The 21,395-nt window shown below is 52.3% G+C and carries 18 protein-coding genes; 3 read left to right on the top strand and 15 right to left on the bottom strand.

Annotated features, from left to right (window positions below; genetic code table 11):
• Positions 1 to 72 precede the first annotated feature (72 nt).
• From MNU25_RS19475 to MNU25_RS19545, 15 genes are all read right to left on the bottom strand, one after another.
• Positions 73 to 1,134 (bottom strand): ABC transporter ATP-binding protein, encoded by a 1,062-nt coding sequence (locus MNU25_RS19475; RefSeq protein ID WP_277350704.1) that lies wholly within the window; start codon positions 1,132 to 1,134, stop codon positions 73 to 75.
• A gap of 103 nt (positions 1,135 to 1,237) precedes the next feature.
• The gene (locus tag MNU25_RS19480) at positions 1,238 to 2,233 is read right to left on the bottom strand and encodes an ABC transporter ATP-binding protein (RefSeq protein ID WP_240986581.1); all 996 of its coding nucleotides are present in this window, start codon (positions 2,231 to 2,233) and stop codon (positions 1,238 to 1,240) included.
• Between the two features lie 270 nt (positions 2,234 to 2,503).
• Complete coding sequence (locus MNU25_RS19485) at positions 2,504 to 3,439, bottom strand: ABC transporter permease (RefSeq protein ID WP_240986582.1); 936 nt, start codon at positions 3,437 to 3,439, stop codon at positions 2,504 to 2,506.
• 12 nt (positions 3,440 to 3,451) lie between these two features.
• On the bottom strand, positions 3,452 to 4,471 hold the full coding sequence (locus MNU25_RS19490; RefSeq protein ID WP_240986583.1) for an ABC transporter permease: 1,020 nt from the start codon (positions 4,469 to 4,471) through the stop codon (positions 3,452 to 3,454).
• Between the two features lie 103 nt (positions 4,472 to 4,574).
• The gene (locus MNU25_RS19495) at positions 4,575 to 6,170 is read right to left on the bottom strand and encodes an ABC transporter substrate-binding protein (RefSeq protein WP_240986584.1); all 1,596 of its coding nucleotides are present in this window, start codon (positions 6,168 to 6,170) and stop codon (positions 4,575 to 4,577) included.
• A 323-nt stretch (positions 6,171 to 6,493) separates the two neighbouring features.
• Positions 6,494 to 7,240, bottom strand: a complete 747-nt coding sequence (locus MNU25_RS19500) for a GntR family transcriptional regulator (RefSeq protein WP_240986585.1) — start codon at positions 7,238 to 7,240, stop codon at positions 6,494 to 6,496.
• Between the two features lie 441 nt (positions 7,241 to 7,681).
• Positions 7,682 to 8,656 (bottom strand): phosphodiester glycosidase family protein, encoded by a 975-nt coding sequence (locus MNU25_RS19505; RefSeq protein WP_240986586.1) that lies wholly within the window; start codon positions 8,654 to 8,656, stop codon positions 7,682 to 7,684.
• A gap of 115 nt (positions 8,657 to 8,771) precedes the next feature.
• Entirely contained in the window at positions 8,772 to 9,524 is a 753-nt protein-coding gene (locus MNU25_RS19510; protein WP_240986587.1) for a zinc dependent phospholipase C family protein, read from the bottom strand.
• Between the two features lie 385 nt (positions 9,525 to 9,909).
• Positions 9,910 to 10,833 carry a phosphodiester glycosidase family protein gene (locus tag MNU25_RS19515; RefSeq protein ID WP_240986588.1) on the bottom strand — a complete coding sequence of 308 codons (924 nt, stop codon included), beginning with the start codon at positions 10,831 to 10,833 and terminating at the stop codon, positions 9,910 to 9,912.
• A 78-nt stretch (positions 10,834 to 10,911) separates the two neighbouring features.
• Positions 10,912 to 11,787: a DUF4338 domain-containing protein gene (locus MNU25_RS19520; RefSeq protein WP_240984445.1), complete on the bottom strand. Its 876-nt coding sequence runs from the start codon at positions 11,785 to 11,787 to the stop codon at positions 10,912 to 10,914.
• Complete coding sequence (gene tnpC / locus MNU25_RS19525) at positions 11,784 to 13,454, bottom strand: IS66 family transposase (protein WP_240986589.1); 1,671 nt, start codon at positions 13,452 to 13,454, stop codon at positions 11,784 to 11,786. The genes MNU25_RS19520 and tnpC overlap by 4 nt, the downstream gene beginning before the upstream one ends.
• 110 nt (positions 13,455 to 13,564) lie before the next feature.
• Positions 13,565 to 14,290 (bottom strand): hypothetical protein, encoded by a 726-nt coding sequence (locus MNU25_RS19530; RefSeq protein ID WP_240986590.1) that lies wholly within the window; start codon positions 14,288 to 14,290, stop codon positions 13,565 to 13,567.
• 42 nt (positions 14,291 to 14,332) lie between these two features.
• A complete protein-coding gene (locus MNU25_RS19535) occupies positions 14,333 to 15,088 on the bottom strand; it encodes an SDR family oxidoreductase (protein WP_240986591.1) in 756 nt (251 codons plus the stop codon).
• Positions 15,081 to 16,376 (bottom strand): FAD-binding oxidoreductase, encoded by a 1,296-nt coding sequence (locus MNU25_RS19540; RefSeq protein WP_240986592.1) that lies wholly within the window; start codon positions 16,374 to 16,376, stop codon positions 15,081 to 15,083. Before MNU25_RS19540 ends, MNU25_RS19535 begins: the two co-directional genes overlap by 8 nt.
• Before the next feature lie 57 nt (positions 16,377 to 16,433).
• A complete protein-coding gene (locus tag MNU25_RS19545) occupies positions 16,434 to 17,375 on the bottom strand; it encodes a decaprenyl-phosphate phosphoribosyltransferase (RefSeq protein WP_240986593.1) in 942 nt (313 codons plus the stop codon).
• A gap of 255 nt (positions 17,376 to 17,630) precedes the next feature.
• Here MNU25_RS19545 and MNU25_RS19550 point away from each other — a divergent pair, with 255 nt between their 5' ends.
• From MNU25_RS19550 to MNU25_RS19560, 3 genes are all read left to right on the top strand, one after another.
• Complete coding sequence (locus tag MNU25_RS19550; RefSeq protein WP_240986594.1) at positions 17,631 to 18,740, top strand: DUF5666 domain-containing protein; 1,110 nt, start codon at positions 17,631 to 17,633, stop codon at positions 18,738 to 18,740.
• Positions 18,741 to 18,915: 175 nt separating this feature from the next.
• On the top strand, positions 18,916 to 19,599 hold the full coding sequence (locus tag MNU25_RS19555; protein ID WP_240986595.1) for a response regulator transcription factor: 684 nt from the start codon (positions 18,916 to 18,918) through the stop codon (positions 19,597 to 19,599).
• Positions 19,600 to 19,897: 298 nt separating this feature from the next.
• On the top strand, positions 19,898 to 21,373 hold the full coding sequence (locus MNU25_RS19560) for a sensor histidine kinase (protein ID WP_240986596.1): 1,476 nt from the start codon (positions 19,898 to 19,900) through the stop codon (positions 21,371 to 21,373).
• The last annotated feature ends 22 nt before the right edge of the window (positions 21,374 to 21,395 follow it).

Genomic DNA, 21,395 nt, shown 5'->3' on the forward strand with positions numbered 1-21,395 from the left:
TTATAACCAGTTGCCCCCGGATACTTTGCTCAGGGACTGAAAGAACCGGTGCACTTCACGGGGCAATCACATCTAAAGCATCTGACAAGCATGGCAGGCCACACCATGCCAAGAAGAATCATAGACCAAATCCGGCGGCTGTTCCTCACAGATGCGGCCCTTTCTTTTAAAACACCGAGGGTGAAAGGCGCACCCGGCTGGCGAATCGATGGGGGTAGGAACAGTTCCCGTCAGGAGAATTCGGGTGCTTCTGGCTTCTTTGTCTACTCTTGGAATGGCGGAGAGCAAAGCCTGGGTATAAGGGTGCCGCGGATCATTGAACAATTCCTCCGTCTCAGCGATTTCTACGATTTTGCCCAAATACATCACGGCCACCCGGTCGCTGATGTGGTGGATGACGCTCAAATCATGGGCGACAAACAGATAAGTGAGTTGAAATTCCGCCTGCAGTTCTTCCAGCAAATTTATGATCTGAGCTTGGACCGAAACATCCAGAGCAGAAACGGGTTCATCCGCCACGACAAAGCGAGGCTTCAGCGCCAAGGCCCGCGCGACCCCAATCCGCTGGCGTTGTCCCCCGCTGAATTGGTGAGGATACCTGTCAATATGCGCTTCCGATAGTCCCACTCTAGGTAAAAGCAGGCGGATTTCTTCTTCTTGCAAGTTAGGATCGCTTAGACCTCGCGCTCGGAGAGCCAGCGCCAAAATTTGCCGGACGCTTTTCCTCGGGTTGAGGGAGGAGTAGGGGTTCTGAAAGATAATCTGCGCTTGACGACAGAAATCCCGCCGTTCCTCCCTCTTGAGATCATGGATAGGTTTACCGTCAAAAATAATGTCCCCGGCGCTGGGCGGGTGAAGCTGCAAAATCGTCCTGCCCAAGGTTGACTTACCGCAGCCACTCTCACCGACCAAGCCCAGCGTCTCGCCGTTGAAGATCTGCAGATCTACCCCGTCCACAGCTTTAACAACCTGTTCCCGGCCTCCGGCGAGTTTTTCCAACATGCTTTTCTTCAGCACATAGTGTTTTTTCAAGCCACGAAGCTCGACCAAAGGGGTTTTTCCCAACGTCTGTCCCCTCCCCCCATCGCAGATCGCAACGGGATCACGCGTTTTTGTGAGGGTTTTTGCCAACATCTGTCCCCTCCCCATGGGGGGAAGGGAAAGCGGGGGTAGAAATCCGAACAAGATTTTTGCCACCGTCTGTCCCCTCCCCAGCGTAAGTACTGCCGAGTTTTGCTTAGTTATAAAGGGCGCATTTTACCCAGTGTCCGCCGCCCACGTCTTCCAGAGTGCATTCATCCTCCAAGCAGGCAGGTTGAGCCTGAGCGCAGCGGGGATAGAAAGGACAGGTTCCATCTTCTAAAGAAGCCAAGTCGGGAACGGTTCCCGGAATCGGCTCGAGCTTCTGTTTCACCTTACCTATCCGGGGAATTGAGCGCAAAAGCCCTTGGGTATAGGGATGTTTCGGTTTTTCCAACACTTCGTCTGTGGGCCCCTGTTCCACAATCTCGCCGGCATACATGACAGCAATCCTCTGGCAGAACTCCGCGGCCATAGCCAGATTATGGGTGACTAGGACCATGGCAGTCTCCCGTTCTCGGTTGATTTTTGCCAGCAGTTCCAGGATCTGAGCCTGAATCGTAACATCCAAGGCGGTGGTCGGCTCGTCGGCCAAAAGCAGTTGGGCCGAGCAGGCCAAGGCAATGGCTATGATCGCCCTTTGCTGCATCCCGCCGCTGAATTGGAAGGGATATTCAAAATAGCGTTTTTCCGGGGAAGGTATCCCGACTTCCCGCATGAGTTGATAAACCCTGTCTACTTCACTCTCTTTGCGTTTTCTTCCTTTGAACCAACCCCCTTCCGCCTGTTCGTTCATTAAACCGTGAATTTGTAAAGACTCCCTGATCTGTTCCCCCACTTTAAACACAGGGTTGAGTGTGGTCATGGGATCCTGGAAGATCATCGCAATCTCTTTACCCCGGATTTTCCTCAACTCTGCCGGTGTTTTCTGCAGGAGATCCTCTCCTTGGAAGATGATGCGGCCACCGGTTACCTTGCCCGGGTAAGGCACCAATCCGAGAATAGTGAGCAGGGTAGCACTCTTACCACAGCCCGACTCCCCGACAAGACCCAAGATCTCCCCTGTCCCCAAAGACAGGTCGACTTTGTTGACAGCCTTGACCCTGCCGCGTTTCGTTTCATAGATCATGGTCAACTGCTCGATTGCCAGCATGACTCCACTCCTCTCGTTCCGGAAGCCGGAGTCCGGAAGCCCCGGGTCAGAGTGAATTTCCGACCTGAGCAAAGGCTCTTCTCGGCTTCCGGGGCCTTTTGTGGCCGGGGACAGGCTTGGCAGCGCCTGTCGTACCGGTCTGACTTAACTTTCGGGGTATCCTTCGCCGACCTCCCGAGTATCCTTTGCCGACGGGGACGGATGAACGGCCTCAGCAGAGACGACTGCTCGAACTGGCCGCTCCCTCCCTCTGCCGACAGGGATATCTGATCAGTTGCGTTTGAGCCGGGGATCGCTTAAATCCCGCAAACCCTCCCCGAACAGATTAATGCAGAGAACTAGAATCAATAAGGCAATTCCGGGCAGGGTGGCAATCCACCAGGCATTCATCATATAATCGCGGCCGGCGTTAATCATCGATCCCCAGGCCGGGGTGGGCGGCTGAATACCAAGCCCTAAGAAACTCAATGAGGCTTCCATAATAATCATGTAGCCCAGGCGTAAGGTGCCGAGAACCGTAACTGAATGAATAATATTGGGCAAAATCTCGCCTAGAATTGTTCTCAGGTGGCTTACCCCCAAGGCGTTGGCCGCTTCCACATACTCCTTTGTCTTCTCCGCCATCACCTCTCCTCTGACCAGGCGAAAGAATTCCACCCACCCTTTGAAAGTCAAGGCCAGGATGAGATTCACAAAGCCCGGGCCCATGAAAGCCATGACCCCGATGGCGAAAATCAAGAAAGGGAACGCCAGCAGGAGATCGGCTGCTCGACAGATGATTTCATCAAACAGCCCGCGAAAATATCCGGCCAACAGGCCCAGAATCCCACCGAAAATAACCGAGATGCCCACCGACAAAAATCCTACGGCCAAAGATATCCGGGCTCCATAGATGATCCGGGACAACAAATCCATCCCCAAAACGTCTGTGCCTAAAGGATGATTTAAGGTGCCGCCCGGCAGCCAAAAGGGAGGCAGGAGCCTCTCGTCCAGATGAATGCGCACAGGAGAATGGGGTGAGATGATGGGGGCGAAGGCAGCCATGCCAATGTAGAAGAGAAGAACCAACAAACCGATCAAGGCGGCTGGATTTCCTTTGAGCTCAGTCAAGAATTCTAGTAGCCGGTGCATCCGCCGCCGCACAGCCCTGAAACGCGGATCCGCACTCGGCCCGGCCAAAGCCGGCGCACTGTTGTTTTTGCTCACGTTCTCACACTCCTACAGCGAAATCTTCGGGTTGAGATATGTGTACAAGATATCGACACCCAAATTTGCCATGACAAAGACGAGCGCATAGAACATGACCACTCCTTGCACCAAGGGATAATCCCGGTTAAAGATGGCGGTCACCGCCAGGCGGCCCAGCCCCGGCCAGCCGAAGACGGTTTCCACAATCATGTTGCCCCCGAGCAAAGCGCCGACTTCCGTCCCCAACACGGTGACTGTCGGAATCAGGGCATTGCGCAGGGCGTGCCTGACGACCACCCGGAACTCCCGCAAGCCCTTAGCGCGAGCCAAGACGATATAATCTTGCCGCATAACCTCCAGCATGCTGGAACGAACCACCCGGGCCACCACCGCGGCGGTCGGAGAACCCAAGGTAATGGCCGGCAGGATCAAGTGAGCGAGGGAGCTTCTCAAAGCCGCCCAGTTTCCGGTAAGGATGCTGTCGAACACGTAAAATCCCGTAACCTTGACTAAACCGGTACCATAGGCAATACGCCCCTGGGTAGGTGCAATCCCCAACTTGACGGAAAAGATCAGCATTAACAAGATCCCCAGCCAAAAACCGGGCATCGAGACCCCCAGGAAAGATATCCCCATACTGGCACGATCAAGAATAGAGTTCTGTTTGACTGCCGAATAGACCCCGATGGGAATCGCCACTATCAGCGCAAATAAGATTGCCATTAATGACAATTCGAGCGTTGCGGGCAGGGCCTGACCAATCAAATCGATAACCGGCCTCTTCTCCATATATGACTCTCCCAAGTTGCCCTGCACCGCTTTGCCTAAATAATCATAGAGCTGTACATAGACGGGAGCGTCCAAGTTAAATTGAGCGCGTAAATCGGCAATTTCCTGCCGGCTGACATTACCTGATTGCCCCATCATCAAGTCTACCGGATCGCCGGGAATAAAACGCATAAAGACAAAAACCAAAATAACGACACCCAGCACTATCGGAACCGTTGCCAGGATTCTTTGGATGATTTTTGCCGTTCTCAGGATCCTCACCCCTTTCGTCCGGGTTGGGTTGGAGGCAGCGCAGGGCAAAGATTCTTTACCCTGCGCATTATGGGATCACTCGGCTCCCATCGACCCATAGGAGCCCCGACCGTTACTTCGCCTTAATTCCCACACGCATCATCGTCAGCATGCTATCCCTGCTGGGCCGATAATTGACTACCTGTTTCGTCATCCCTTCGATATTCTTCATGACGTAACCGAAAACCCAAGGCGCTTCATCATAGATGGTTTTCTGCGCCTGCCCGTAGAGTTGATATCTTTCCGTGTCGTTTACACTCAAGTTGGCCTTGTCCAGGAGTTTGTTAACTTCCGGGTTGTTGTAAAAACTGTAATTCCCCCGGCCGTTACCCCGAAGGGTCGGCCCGAGCAAGTCGGACGGATCCTGGTCCGAATTGCCCCAATCCGTGAGTACCATGTCCCTTTCACCTTTAACCAGCAAGGGCTTTAAAACACCCCAATCCCAAACCCTGACCGTCGCGTTAATGCCAATCTTCTGCAAGTCGGAGGCGGCCGCTTGGGCTACGACCTGATTGATCGCCTCTGTATCGATCACCAAAGGAAACCCGTGCGGATAGCCCGCTTCCCGGAGAAGCTGTTTCGCCTTTTGCGGATCGTAGGGATAGGGTTTTAAGCTCTTGTCCAAAGCCGGACTGCTCGGAAGCACCGGACCAGCCGCTCTCACCGCATAACCGTTAAGCACTTTGTCTACAATCTGCTGCATGTTGATCCCGTAATTCATCGCTTGGCGTACCTGCACCTTGTCAAACGGCGCTTTTTTGACATTCATTTCGAACATGTGCATCTGGGTGCTGCCTGTCATCTTGACAGTGACGTTCTTGTTCGCTTGCAACTGAGGCACCATATCCGTCGGCACCGCTTGCGCTATCTGAAGGTCTCCTGACATGAGGGATGCCAGGCGGGTAGAGTTCTCCGGAATGACTTGGAAAATGAGCGTTTTGACTTGGGCCGGTCCGACGGGAGGAAGGTCCGGGGGCCCCCCGTAGTACTTGTCATATCTTTCTAGTACAATTTGACTGTTAAGGTTTCCCTTAACATACTTGAAAGGTCCGGCCCCAATGGGATGCTGAGCGAAATACGACTCACCCACCTTTTCCACATAAGCTTTGGGAACAATCTGCTCGTGAGCCAGCATGGGCAAGAAAATCGGCCAGGGTGAGGAGAAAATAAACCGAACTGTCCTGTCATTAACAATCTGTATGGATTTGAGAGGCCCCAGCAATCCTTTTCTGGGCGAGGTCTTGCCGTTAATGGCTCCATCCTTAATCAACCGGTCAAACGTAAATTTGACATCATTGACCGTGAGCGGGGTACCATCCTGGAAAGTTACACCTTTGCGGATCTTAAAATCCCATTCCGTCGGGCTGACTGTCTTCCAGGACTCAGCAATTTCCGGGACAACCTTGCCGTCGGGTGTCGTCGTTACCAAACCGTCAAAAATGTTGCGCAAGACGGATTCCGTCACCAGGTCCCGGTAATTCGCGGGATCCAGGGTGAGTACCGGTCCTTTAAGACCAACCACCAGGGTCGCGTTGGGATCCACCGTAACTCCGTCCAATTGTTTGCCCTGTGCCGGGGACGCGACCTTTTGCGGTGTTCCGCATCCCGCAGTTGCTATGACCAACAGAGCCAGAACTAATACACCAAACTGTCTAAACCTGTTTTTCATAACTATCCTCCCTCTGTAACGTTCACTGACAAACATCTTTGACCCTTCTTTGGCGGTTCTTTGACTGTTCTTTAACGCCTGCCTACTTGTGCGGTCCTGTAAGTATCTGTCCCCCTGGGCATCCCGTGTACTTCCGGGTTGTTTCTTAACGGCATTCTCCTGAGCTGTTCTTGGACAACTCCCCTCCCCGGGCCGTTCTTGGACGACTGTCCCCCTTTGTAATCGACTTAAAGCTGCCTGATCCATTGTCACCTCCTCCGAATTTGATCACTCTTACCCCGGAATCCACCGTCAGGCGTTGTCGGATGTTATCGGCAGAAAGGTTAAAGGTGCTTTCTGCTGACATTGAACTTAAATTTGTCGCCACGGTAATGAGCCGCCTTATATTCAATGGGTTGCTGGTTCTCAGCATAGACAAGTGATGTGATAAGAAACACGGCCGCCCCTTCTTGGATTTGCAGCAAGCGGGCTGTCTCTTGGTCGGCCAGAGTCGCCTCAAATGTCTGATTCGTTACCACGGGTTTGATCCCCAAGCGATCAGTGTACAATTCAAACGTTGAATAAGACAAGCCGGCCGCGGCCCGCTGGAGCGCCTCGTCCGCCACCGTACGTCCGATTCTCCGGCTCAGATAGGACTCATAGTGCACGATAGGTTCCTCGTTCGCATAGCCCAACAAGGTCAATTTCATCAGTTCCTCATCCAGACCCAATTGAAGAATCGTATTGATCACAAGATCCGCCGGCAAGGCTTCGACAGACAGGACCTCAATCCTCGGTTTTAAACCGCGGGAGCGCATCGTATCTTCAAAACTATTGATGGCGGACAAACCTTGGTCAATCTTGGGAAGGGATACGAAAGTGCCCTTGCCATGAACTCTGTAGACTAAGCCCTCTTTTTCCGCTTCGGCTAAAGCCAGGCGGATCGTCGTACGGCTTAAGCTAAATTGCTCACAGAGTTCACGCTCCGACGGTATTTGCTCATGGGGTTGTAATCCTTCCTCTTGGATAAGCTTACGGATGTATTGCTTTATTTGTTGATAGTAAGGAGTGGATCCATTGACTTGAAGCATTAACCAGCCTTCCTTCTTGCCACTTTTCGAACTTCTGCTGCCAACTTCGCGCTTTCCAGGCAAAAGACGTCAGTATGTGTTGTAGCCAGTCGTCTCACTGGGTTGCGGATTGATGTTATATGTTACTACCAGTTGGTTGGGTATATTATACTTGATTGAGGACACCGCCAGGATTATTTTGGGCCAAAAGCTGTTTTCGCGCCCTAAAAGGCCTGTATTCACTGCTCAACTGTTAAGGTGATGAGGTTTCGCGGGACAAAGTAAATTCGGCCAGGGAAGGGTCGAAGTCGAACCCGAAGTCGAAGTCGAAGTCAAACTCGAAGTCGAACTCCGGCTTGCGCCGTGTTCGTAACACACAAAAAAACGCCGCCCGTTGCGCGCCCGCAACAGTACGGCGTCGTTGCCTAATATTGTTGTCAACAACCCACTGAGCCGCCCTCTCTACTTCGGCATGACGACAAAAGCCGTAGGAATATAGCGTTCCCCGAAGATATCCCAGAGTCGGTTGATGATCTTCCCCTGATAAACCATTTCCGAGGAAGAACCGCCATCCAGGTTGACGGCATTGACCGCGTGATACTGCAAGAAAACGTTCATTAGTTGACGGCCGGTGGCACCCCAGCTCCAGGTCGGCTGGCGTCCGTCGATAACGACGAAAATAATCGTCCCGTCCGCTGTTTGGCCGATTCCCGTCCGGGGTCCAATGCCGATTCCGCCATCCCCGGCGACAACCGGCTTCCCGTTGGCAACCAGGACGGGACCGTAAAAAGTTACCGCTTCTTGAATATGGTGAGCGGCCAACTCGTCCGCCGACATGGGAGCGATGACTAGTTTTCCTTGATCATTGATCCCGATGAGGTCTTGCGCTTTTTTGTTCCCGATGTCATTATAAACCAGCTTCCCCGCGTGCACTGTCAAGCCTTCGGGAAAACCTCCGTTTCCTCCCCAACCGGGGCCGTTGAACCCGCCCGCATTAATCCCGGCCACGGCTCCGCTCTGTTGAACAAGATGCGTCAGTACCTCTCCGGCCGTGCCCAGCCGATTCGTCACGGCGACTTTGACCCGTTTTGGGTCTTTAATCAGTATGACCTTTCCTCTAAACGATTGTCCCTGGATGTTTTGGATTTGAATCCCGCTGCCGGAGCCGGCAGTCATCTGTTTACTGACAATCTTCGCTTGGGTGTTCACTCCCAAGGCGTCATACTCATGAGTAATCTTGCTGATTTCGGCTGGGGAAAGAAAGGCTCTCACAACCTGCGGGTGGCGCGAAAGAGCGATGGAGCCCACAGCCATGACTTTCAGTGCCTGAAAGGGACCATAGAAAACGATGAAGGGTGCCAGCAAGGCCGCAAAGACAATATTAAAACCCACAAAACCCATCAACTTTTTCCAGCTTATTTTTTTACCGGGCTTCATTTAGACGCTATCCTCCAGACGCAAAATATTACAGATAACTGGACACCGTTGACAAGACCGCCGCCATAATTCCTATCATGATTCCCACTAGTGTCTATGGCGCCAAGGCTGAGAATTAAGCGCCTCTACTCCCGTGATTAAAAGACACTGGTGCATAATCAGACATTTTCTCACCCGCAACGTTAAGCCAGGATGTCTGGGGAATCGTTACACAGGCTTGCTGCAGAACCGGTTTGGCAAAATCCAGAAAACCGGCTGTCGTATAAATAGTGAGCGGCAAGAGTTCTCGCGCGGCTTCAAAGTAATTCCCTTCGTCACATCCTTTCCCTTTCGAAACAAGGGGATAGTAGGTTAAAGCCCTGGCGGCATTATATCTAATCCATTCACTTGGGCCCGTAAAAGGCATATAAATCCCACTTTCTGCGGCACTAAAGTGCTGCAGATTTTCGCCTGCCCATGTTTCAAATTCCTTATGTCCGTCAAAAACTGCTCCCGCCGCGTGATGTGGTACACACATGTCTTGTACCAGGTGCACAGCTGCCCCCAAGTAGAACATACCTTTGGTTATATCTTGTTGGCAGGTGGTGACTGCTTTGTCAAAATAATACTGGCACTCCGTTTCAGCTCCGGGCCTGAACTTGCTAGAAGCAAAAAAATAATGGCAGACATTTCTCCAACCCTGGTCAGCCCAGAAAGAGCCTTTTCTAAGCCATCGATCGAAGGGACGGAAATACGCAGCCACATCATCTTTGCCGTCTTGGCAAAGAATATCGTAAGCGTGTTGCAAACAGTAACCGTGTGTTGGACTGGGAGCATCCATAAAAACCTGCAAGGGCTTGACCGGGGTCATTAAGGCTTTTGAAACCATGTTTACAGTCCGCCGAGACACCATCCCCAAATAAGACACCTCTTGCTCATCAATACGGTCCGAAGGCACAAAGCGGTAACGGATCTTTCCAATATTACGGCTGACAAGTTGGGTACAACACCGGTGTTTGCCGTTTTCTTGCTCACCCTAACCTGAGCGCAGAAACGTTAAAGGCATGTCCGCAACTTCCACAATATAATGTATAGCATTCTCGGCCGCAAGATGCAAATTAAAGTTTTCTTAAATACCAGACGTTTCCACTTTGCGGACCTTTGGCTGGAGCCGAGTCGCCATGGCTAAGCGTAATCGCTGATGATAGGTCTTGCGCTTGTAGCCGTTCTGGCTGTTGCCGGAATTGTTTCCTTCAATGCGGCGCTATTAGGGTTTAAGGGGTGGTTTGAGCGTTAAGTGGTTTGAGCGTTAGATAGAAGAAATCCCTGGTGTCGGGTGTTAAATATCGCGCAGCCGACCTTCTCATAGAGGGGTCAAGTTTTGTACCCTCCAAAGTGGCACCCTGTTTACCGGCAGTGCGCCGGAAAAAGTTAAAAGTCACCCAATAACTGTTGATATCAAGTTCCATGGCCCTGACGCAACCCGCACTTAGCAAGGCTCTGGCCAGGGTTTCGGCCGTCAGACTGTCCCCGGCGGCGTAAATAATTCGGCCTTGTTTATCTATGCCAATGCCGGAACGCCATACCCGGACCGCATTATTGACCGTTGTGCCCCATTTTGCCTGATCGTTAATCAGGGGATTTAGCCTGCCGTTATCAATGAGGAGATGTAAGTTTTGTCTCAAAGAAACTATGCCCGCGTCCGACTTTATTTCATTGCCCCAGGACCCTATATCAACCTTTCCGTTCCCATATATACAGAACGTAGCCAAACCCGCTGCCGGTGATTGGTAAACCCTTTGCTCCGCCATAAAACCGTAGATGCCGTCTCTGGACTGAAAGCCCGCGTTAAAAGCGGCTATGACATTCCCCTGCCGTTGAACGCTCAACGGGATCCTGCCGGATCCGTGAATGCCCGTTACTGAGACAGGGTCTTTAGTGCCCGCAACCAGATGAAAGTTTACCAAAGCGGGATTAATTTTCACTAGGCTAACTTTAACATAGGGTCGAGAGGGATCGGGAAATGTGATTGATTTCTCCAGGGGCGGGCTGCTGACCGGCCCCGTTGAGGCCGGTTTGGAGGACCCGCCTGCTTGCGCTTTGCCGGCATTGGTCAGGCCGGGGCGCTCTGCGCCGCTGTTTACGGAATACAACAGGCTTGTGAAGGTGTCTTTGCTTTGGTACCAGGTATTTTCCAAGAAGGCGACTGTACCGTTACCGTAAATGTTCAGTGAACCATTCAATGAACATTTAAAAGTCAACGAAACGGGCCGGACTTAGTCCGACCCGGCGAGAATTTGACGAAAGTTCTTATGGAGTGGATAGAGGTAAATACTTTTAACGGGCAGTTTGTACTCGTTGAGCCGATCCCATTTACCCCGTCCCTGCGTTTCCCCCACGTAAGACCAGTTGGCCGCTTTGTAACAGGTTCCCCTATAGCGCTCTTTGTCAACAAACGTTTCGAGTAATACGGGGGTGTGGCCATAGGTCGCTTGCCATTCTTGCGGCAGGCGCTTGGCAGTGAGGGATAGGATTTTGGATGCCAAGTTCTTGACGTGAACCCAGGGTAGAAGTAAAAAGCGGGAATTGTTTACCACTAGGTTCAAGTGCTTCAGGCGTTGCTCCTTAGTCCAGCCGACGAGTTCGTCGCGAGGCCGCAAAGCCCAGGCCGGTGATGAAAAGCCGATGGCTCCCAGAAGCACGCCGGAGTCGGTATAAATGAGGTAGCGAATTTGAGCTCCGGGCAAGCGCGTGTAGCCGAGATAGTGATAACGCTCAATCAGTTCGTTCCAAAAGCGCGATTGTTTTGACCCACTGACTCGGATGAACCGGATAGAGCCCAAGTGATGGAGGGGGACCGTGATCGGTTCTCCGGGGTCACTCGCCGGGGTAAACTGAATTGGGCGCAGCCGGTTGTTATCTTTGCTTAGGGGAGGAGGGAGTTCGATGATGCCGTCTCGATGCAAACGCAACAAGGCCACACGGCAGCTCATGTCTTTGAGTCCTCCGTCCGGCTTACGCCAATTCAAAGCACGGCAGACCTCCTGAGAGATTCGCTGCCGGTTCAGATTCCCTTGGCGGATAAGGCTGCGGATGAGTTCCAGATCCTCCGCGCTGAAGGTGCGTCCCCTGGCTTTCACAACGGATATCATGGGCTCTTTCCTTTCTTTAAAAGGAGCGCCTCACGGTCCGGGCCGGTGATGTTCCAGGGTAGGAAGGAGGCGAACTCCTCGGGTTTCTGGGGGGCTTTACCCAAACGGGCACAGGCCTCTAAGTAGTAAAGGAGATATGCTTGGGGGTTTAGACCGTTTTGAACAGCGCTCTGAAGAATGGACAGACTCATCGCCGCAAACTGGCCACCCCGTTCGGAATGGTTTCCGTAGTAGTTGTTACGCCCGACCGCCGCACCGCGCAGGGCTGATTCTGCGACATTATTGTGCATAGGAATATCGGCATGATCGACAAAGACCGTTAAGTGCGCCCAGTTACGGCTTAAGCTCTTAAGGATCTTGGTTTGCACCGGTTTATTCGTGGTCAGTGTCTGTTGAGCATCCCGTTTAGCCGCCATTTTCTCCAACTGACCTTCCAGTTCCGCTTGCTTCTCGGCGAATTGAACCGGATGATTCTGGCACGCGACCCGTTTATCATTGACTGCCATTAGGGTATGAATGTCATCAATCCAGTCATCCGCCCAGTCTCTCAGGGATAAAAGGCCTTCTTTTGCCCGGATGAAGTCCCGACGGACATGAAGCCAACACAGCTGACGCAGCATCTGACCGTCTAAAACGCAGTAGGCACCGTAACGGTCGACATTGATAATGCCCCGGGCTGTCTGACCAAAGAACTTCTGAGGGACCTCTTTCGAACGGTGGGGATCCAGGACGAACACGGTGGCCCGCTTTGATACGAACGTCCAGAGCCACCAGCGATACCCCTGCTTCCCTTCCTTCTCAGCGAAGACCATCCAGCGTGTCTCATCGACGTGCCAGTGGGTTTCACTGCGGCTCGTCTCGATCAGCAAGGCATACAGGGGGACGAGAAAAGCACCGATCGTCTGAAAACAGCCGGTCAGCGTCCCGGCATGGATATCTAAGCCTTCAAGCTCCCACTGCCGGATCTGACGGTTCAGTGGGATCTGAAAGAAGTATTTCTGCACAATCGTAAACACCAAAAAGTCGAGACTAAATAGGCCCTTGGGAATAAGCTGCGGCGGCTTGGGGGCCGTAATGATGGCCGGTCCTAGGCACTCACAGGTCTTGGCTGCCTTACGCCGAACGTGCTTCTTGAGGATGACCCCGACTTCATAGTCGATCTCAATTGAGTCTTCCGTGAGATTCAGATCACGATAGGGCTTGCCGCAGTGAGGACAAACCTTCTGCTCCGGCGGAATCTCGTGAATCACTTCTGTCAGTGGAAGGTCCTTGGGAATTTGGCGGCCGTGACCCCGATGACCTTTCTGAGCGCCCCGTTTCTTCTTCTCTTTCTTCGGAAAAGCGCAGGAGGAATCCGCACTGTCACTTGGAGGTTCAACCGTCACGCCATCCTTCGTCGCTAAATGGAGGTTTTCTGGCTGAGACTTTTCCGAAGAAGCCCCAAACAAATCACCGCGCAGGTTGCGCAGTTGTGCTTCCAGTTTTTCAATCCGGGCATCCCGGTCCGCCAGCTGCTGCTGAAGCCGAGCGTTCTCTTCTGCGAGCTTCTTAACATGCTCTTTCAGTGCTTTGACCGGCCCACACTTTGGAAACGTGCACAGGGACTTCTCCGATCTGGGTTTCCTCTTCGATTCAGTTTTTGACAGCTTCTTCTCATCTGTATCCATGACCTTATTCTAGCAAAGAACAGGCCACGTCGCCAGTCAAAAAATACCAATTGGCCAAAATTTAAGAGAAAAGTTAAAAGGGCAATTTACATGAATGGTTCAGTGAATACTTACCCGTTACCCATAATTTTCTTTACACCTTCCACTAAGCGGATAAAAGCAGACGTATTATCGGTTGGGCTGTGCATGAGCTTTAATGTCGGAGAACTGCTGGAGATGCCATTTTTACCGATATTGAGGAATGCCTCCATACTTTGGTTACTTTCAACAAGCTGCACTTTTACCTGATTTGTACTTACCGGTACTAGATTTGCCTTTTTAATCATACCGGTGAAGGCAAAAACAGTCCTTTTGTTGTCATTCAAGTTGTAAGCGTTGATGGATTGCGGTTGTCCGTCAAAAGAACTGACATAAAAGATATATGGATATTGCATAGTCAGCCCCGTATCATTGACCCCAGACCCGCTGCTTAAAGATTTTGGCGGCAGAACAATGGTGTAGCCTTGGCCGGTGTCCGTGGTTTTAAATCTGTATATGTGGTATGGATAGCCGCTCTTATGCGCGTCCACGAGAATTTCTCTCATTTTACCGGCATTGCCCAAGGCGTATATGGGCAAAGTACCGTTTGTGGGTCCGTCCAGTACTTGGTATTGCCCCAAATGATCTATGAGCCGGGCAACCTGTCCGGCTGTATCAGCCGAGAGATTAACGGGAGACAGGAGGTTGTTGGTACGGCTGCGCCCGATCAGAACCAAGACAGCTGCGAGTAAGACAGCCACGAGGATCATCAACCGCTCGGGTTTGTAGAGGTTTTTTCTGCTATTTTTCTTTGGCATCCTTCTGCTATTATTCACTTTATCACCTTATTGCTATCCTTCTTATAAGCTGAGCCTTTTAAAAATACTCTCGGGAATGTGCCGGATAATTAACATGATCCAGCGCCACATTCCGGACAGGTAAACGATATCCCTTCTCTTTTCAACGGCTGTCACAATACCGTAAGCTACGGTTTCAGGCTCCGCCCAGAGGGGACCTTTCTTCTCAAAACGAGCGGTCATCGGAGTATCCACAAAGCCCGGCTTGATCGTAATGACTGTCACTCCCCGTTTGGCCAGACGATTACGCAATCCCTGCAAGAATAGGATCACCATGCCTTTCGCCGCCCCGTACACATAGTTACTTGCGCGGCCCCGGTCTCCGGCCACTGAAGTGATCACGGCCAGACAGCCTCTTCCCCGGGCCTCCATTCTGTTAGCCGCGCCGGTCAGCAAAGCAATGACGCTCAGCCCATTGGTACGCATCTCTGCCATAGTCAAGGGCACGGAATTTTCGCAGGCTTGTTGGTCCGGCAGAGTGCCGTGGGCGATGAGTACCACATCAATCTCGCCCAGAGCGTGTTCGGCGCGGGCAAAAAGTTCCTCGTGCTGCTCAAAATCGTTCAGGTCGGCAATTGCCCCTTCTATCTGTTGTCCCGTCGAACTTTGTACTCGGAGGTTAGCCATCAGGCTCTCCAACTTGTTCTCGTTACGTCCAACCAAGAAAAGGCTGTCGCCACGCCTCACCCATTGCCGGGCACAGGCGGAAGCTATAGCAGAGGTGGCGCCGAAAATAACAATCCGCTGCCGATTACTCATGGGTTACCCTCCTCCAAAAACTGGATGAGAATTTGGGATCAATATAGGCGGCAAAACGTTCCCAATTGGGAAAGCCGGTTTTGAACATCAAGGCCGGCATGCGCGCGTCTTTGGAAGGGTTGAGCGCACCGCCCGTATCGCGCACAATAGCGTCCAACTCATTAAACAACCGAAACGTTTTTGGGCCGCAGTTAGGAAAATCCAAGGCCAGTGTTACTCCCGGGCGGGCAAATGACAGCAGGCCTCGGGATGGAACTCTCCCAAGGGTCTTAAGCACCGCCAAGAACGAACCCTGTCCGCTGGCTGAGATCTTCTTTAACATCGCGGCGATCCCCGCTTGAGCGGCTGCCGGCGGCAAAACGCATTGATACTGAAAAAAGCCCTTTCTTCCATAAATGCGGTTCCATTCCAGCACCCCATCCAAAGGGTAAAAGAACTTTGCGTAATGAGATAAAGCCGGTTTCTTCTTTAATGGCTGGTGGAAGTAAAGGCTATTGATAAGACGCAAACTGAAGGGATTGATCAACGAAAACGGCGGGTCCAAGGGAAACAGCAAAGATCGCGGGCGGCTGCCCGGCAGGCTCTCTGTCCAAAGGGCATGCCTTCCGGCCATATAGATGCCCCTTCCTTGGCCTCGCCCGGCTGACAGGCAATCGAGCCATGCTACTGTGTAAGGCCAATGATCCTCAGCCTCTTTATTGATCTGCCAAAATTCATCGAGGCTGGAAAAACGCCGGGACTCTACCATCATCCACGGATTATGCGCCGGTATAAGCTGTATCTCCGCCCAAGTAATCAAACCCGTCAGACCCAAACCGCCAATGGTCGCGGCGAACCACTCCCCGGCTTCCTCTATAGAGCATCGGATCCGCTGCCCGTCAGAGCGCAACAGTTCCAGACAAGTTACATGGTTGCCAAAAGATCCTGCCCAGTGATGATTCTTACCGTGAACATCGTTGGCAATAGCTCCGCCAACCGTAACATACTGCGTACCTGGTGTGACCGGTAAAAACCAGTTCCGTGGCAATACTAAATCGAGAATTTCTTTCAACAGTACGCCGGATTCGCAACTGATACGGCCTGTCACCGGATCGAAAGCAATGATGCGATTAAGCCGGCGGGTATCCAGCAATACCCCGTCTTCATTCAGGCAAACATCTCCATAACTTCGGCCGTTTCCGTGGGGCAAGCAGAATCCCGCCCTTTCGGGCAAACCGGCAGACAGATCAAACAAGGTTAATATTTCGCGGTGCTCTAAGCGGGGATAGCGGTTCCAAGAAAGTTCCATGGTGATATACCATCCTTCAAAGCTATATTCTGTAACGGTCGCTCGGCGAGGACATGCTCATGATAAAACCACCAGGGTGACCACACCCCAGGCGAGAACCGTCAACAATAAGTGGGCATCCGAATAAAGGTCAAGTGCTGTGTCGCTCCCCTTACCCAAGCGGTGAACAAGAAAAATATAGCGAAACAGCCCATAAACAACGAAAGGCAAGGTATAGATCAGAGCTTTCGTGCCATACCGGGCAATGGTTTCCGCGTTGACCGTATAAAGAGCATAGCTAATAATTGTGCAGGCCGCGCTGATAGCCATAAACTGGTCAACTATCAACGGACTGTAATCTTTTAGTACCAGACGGGCCGACGCTCGGGTTTCAGGCGACCCGTCGTATTCAATGCTAAGGAGTTCCGCGCGGCGCTTGCCAAAACCCAGAAATAAGGACAGCATAAACCCGCACAAAAAAAGCCAGGACGAAGGTGCAATACCCAAACCCATTGTTCCCGCAAGAATACGCAAGATAAATCCCGTGGAAATAATAAATACGTCCAAAACCGCAATGTGTTTTAATCGTAACGAGTAACTCACATTCAAAGCAGCATATATCAGAACAAAGACAGCAACCCCTCGTCCCGTCATCGCAGCAAGTAATAAAGCCAGCGCGGCCAACCCACCCGAGATTATCCAGCCTCCCCGGATAGAGATTGCCCCGCTGGCCAGCGGCCGGATTCTCTTTGTGGGGTGTTGCCTATCCGCCTCGATATCCTGGATATCGTTGAAGACATATACACTGCTTGAGATGGCGCAAAAGGCCAGAAATGCCGAGATGGCAGCCAATATTGCCGGTGGCTGCCATTGCCTGGAGAACATCAAGCCAAGCAACACAAACCCATTCTTGCTCCATTGGTGCGGTCGCAGCAACCTGAGCCATTCCGTAATGACACCCAAAAAACCCTGCCGTTTTATTTCCTTATTGCCTGGCGCCAACCTCAAAAATTCCATCATTACTCATCGCTCCTCCTAGGTCCTGATATAAGGTTAGCATCCAAGCATTAATGACTGCTTAAGTTTGGATTAATATCGTATGAAAAACTTCCGCACCGGCCTATGGCCTTGCCATATTCAAGTATTCATCTGGGATAGGAAATTTTTCAGCTAACTTTCAGCTGAAGTTCAGCCCCGTCTCAGACTGATCCCGCACAATAGCATTGTCAAGACAGGTCACAGAAGAGAATTTGCGCAAGGAGGTAATAACTAAACATGAACAAACTCACTAAAGTGGCGGCTGTAACTTTTTCCTCGTTCCTCGTGGTCGGGCTTGGAAGTGTTGCAGCGTTGGCCGACACTTCACCGGCAGGCCTTCCTTCGGTCCCTCCTCCCCCAGTCAAAGCTCCACTTCGTCCCCACGTTCACGGCACTATCGAGTCAGTCAGCGGCGATGTGATGACACTCAAAACCGCAAGTAAAACCGTGACTGTGAAGCTCTCCTCAGGCACGGTGTATGACCGGGGGCCCGCTCAAACGTTAAATCTGTCCGATCTGAAGGCCGGAGCAGAAGTCGACGTGGACGGCAACTGGGACAACGGGACCTTTGACGCGCTTCATGTTCATCTCGAAGTTCCTCATGTTCACGGTACCATCACATCGATCAGTAACGGTCGGTTGACACTCAAAACTCCAGATAAAACCGTCACTGTGAAGCTCTCCTCAGGCACTGTGTATGACCGGGGGCCGGCTCAAACGTTAAATCTGTCCGATCTGAAGGCCGGAGAAGAAGTCGGCGTGGACGGCAGTTGGAACAACGGGACCTTTGACGCGCTTCACGTTCATCTGGCTCCCCCCCACCGGGATGGGCTGCCAGGTCACCCCGGCAAGAAGCCAGACGGGCTGGGCGGAAAGATCACCGGCATTACCAGCCGGTCCTTGACGGTCAGGACGCCGGACGGACGGACCTTCGTCGTCAGCTTGACCGGAAACACCAAACTTGAGAGCGGTCCCCAATCCATCGGCACTTCGGCGTTACAAGCCGGAAAAGACGTTCACATCCGCCTGGTCGGTGGGGAGCAAGTTCCCCCGCCCTCGCCCTCCTCGACCTCGACCCTCTCGAAAACCATCTCCAATCTGACAGCTGCAGAGGTGGACCTCGTTCCACCTCATTGGGACGGGACGATTACGGGGGTCCAGGCTGCATCCGTGACAGTAAAAACCAACAGCGGTCAGACGGTAACATTAAATCTCAATTCACATCCCCTCATCCAGCGTGGCCCAGGCAATACATCCAGCCAATTGACCGTCGGAATGAAGGTTCATGTCGAAGGAACCGCAGACGGTTCAACAGTTTCTCCTACCAGAATCGATATTCATCCGTAACCCGAATCCGGACATTGCGCCAAAAGAATTGAGTTCAAGCCCCTTCAGGCCAAAACCGCACCGGGACGCCGGTGCGGTTTTACATATCTTCGCCGAGATGTTAAGATCCTCCTAATGGAACAATTCGCATGAAGAATGACCGGATGAGAAAGCAGACAAGGGAAGGAGTAAAGAAATGGCCGCCTTAAACCGGTTTCGCGTTTTGGTTATTGATGATGAGCCAAATATTCTCCAGTTCCTCGACATGGGTCTCGGCAATGAAGGCTATATCGTCCGCACCGCTAAAGACGGCGTGGCTGCCCTCAACCAAGCCCTGGAATTTCAACCCCACGTGGTGGTCCTGGATATCATGATGCCAGGCATGAACGGGTTTGAGGTCTGCCGTCAACTTAAGTCTCAGATTCGCACCGCCGTGATTATGCTGACGGCCCGCGATGAAGTCGACGATCGGGTGCACGGTCTGAACCTGGGAGCCGATGATTACATGATCAAACCCTTCAGTTTCCAAGAGCTGCTGGCCCGTATACAAGCCCGTCTGCGCAATCAATTCCCCGAACTTGGGGGAATCCAGTTCCTGGGCTTGTTTCAGCTTGATGCGGCTAAACGTGAAATCCATTACCGAGGGACATTGCTCGAACTATCTCCGACAGAATATGAACTCCTTTACTACCTGCTGATTAACCACGGTGCGGTATTGAGTAAACGACAGATCCTGGAAGAGGTCTGGGGCTATGATTTTAATGGGGAAGAAAATATTGTGGAAGTCTATGTGCGCGCCCTGCGCGAAAAACTTGGAGATACGGAACACAAGCGCATTCGCACGCTTCGTGGAGCAGGCTATCGCGTTGAATTAGCTTAATGTCGGTATTAACACCGGCATACTCATACACCAACCGGCCAGGAAAGGGACTGCTCTTCACCTGCGAAGCTTGCGGTTATACGCTGCATGCTGACTTGGTAGGCGGACGTAATGTAAGGCTTAGAACGTTGGTCGCCCGGCAGGACCGGACGATTACGGGGCGCGTTTCAACCGTCCCTGATGTGGATTCCAATGATACTGGGCCGGACCCGGTGGAGGAAAGCCGCAATCCTCTGACTTTAGTCAGGGGTAGTTGAATGCCCTAACAGATCGTAATAGATGAGGAGGCCGATGGAAAATGATCCGCAGGGTGCTCCGCTCGTTTCGTTTCAGACTGCTCAGCGGCTCTCTCTTGCTTCTTGCCCTCCTCCTCCTGACCATGGGGCTCTTTGAGTATACCGTCATGCAGGAATACCTAAATCGCACGGCCGCCGCAAATCTGCAAGATCAGATTCGCGCTGTTGGTCCCCAGGTCTGGGATCAACTTGCGGCCGGCTCCCCTGCCGCCCAATTCGCCTTGCCCAAACTCTTGGGTCCGGACGTTTCCCTGGTCCTGGTCGGCAAAGACGGTACCCTGCAACCTCTTCGTCCCGGGGAAGATCAGCGGCACTCTGTCCCTGTTCTAACTCCCGAACAATACAAAAGCCTCTTTATGCCTGGCAGCAAACCGGATTGGTCCGGAATAGCCCTGGACAATCAAGGGCGACGGGAAACGGTCGTACTCTTACGCTTTGGTCCTCCCGGAGAAGCGGCCTATCTGATTCAGGCGAGCACTTTCCTCAAGCCCACGGAAGACATTCTGCGCGGATCTATGGCCGTCTATGGTTTGGGAGCGCTGGTCACCCTCCTATTAGGCGGCTTGGCATTCAGTTTCCTGATCCGCCGCTTGCTTTTTCCCCTGTCCGGCATGATTCAATCTCTGGAAGGGATTGATGCAGGCACTTTACAGGACCGCTTGCCCTCTCAGGAGACGGAAGAGCTCAATCGTCTCGCTCGTTCCTTCAATTCCTTGCTTACCCGATTGGAGACAGCTTTCATTAGAGAAAAGGAAGCCCGGGAAACGCTCAGGCGGTTTGTGGCCGATGCCTCGCACGAACTCCGCACGCCTTTAACCGCTTTGCACGGCTTTCTCGAAGTTCTCCTTCTTGGAGCTGAGGACAACCCGAATCAACTGCATTCTGCCTTGCAAAGCATGCGGATGGAATCAGAACGACTGATCAAGCTTGTGAATGAACTTCTGCTCTTAGCCCGTTTCGACCGTGAGCCCACCTTGAACAAAGAAGAAGCTTCACTGGCCGACCTGCTGAAAACTATGGAGCCGGAACTTCACCTTCTGGCAGGAAAGCGCTCCCTGAAGGTAGAAATTCACGGCCCCAGCTGCCTCTCTTGTGACAAGCAACACCTAAAACAAGTCATTCTAAACCTTTTTCAAAACGCTGTCCATTACACCGACCCCTTGACCGGGGAAATTGAACTGATCCTCCATCCTTTCGCTTCAGACCTGTCTTCCGGAAAAACCTCCGCCTGCGCTTTCGGTTCTGGTTCCTTTCTCGTTCTGGAGGTTCGCGACAACGGCAGCGGCATCTCACCTCAAGATCTCCCCCACGTCTTTGAACGGTTTTACCGGGGTGAAAAATCCCGCAACCGTGAGCAAGGTGGAACCGGTCTGGGCCTGTCCATTGTAAAATCCCTGGTTGAGGCCCATGGGGGACGCATCCGTGTGGAAAGTGTTACAGGACATGGGACAGTTTTCCGGGTGGAACTGCCGCTCTAACGCGCTTGTTTCAGAGACAGGA

It is taken from the genome of Acididesulfobacillus acetoxydans, assembly GCF_902729405.1.
GTDB classification, from domain to species: Bacteria; Bacillota; Desulfitobacteriia; order Desulfitobacteriales; family Desulfitobacteriaceae; genus Acididesulfobacillus; species Acididesulfobacillus acetoxydans.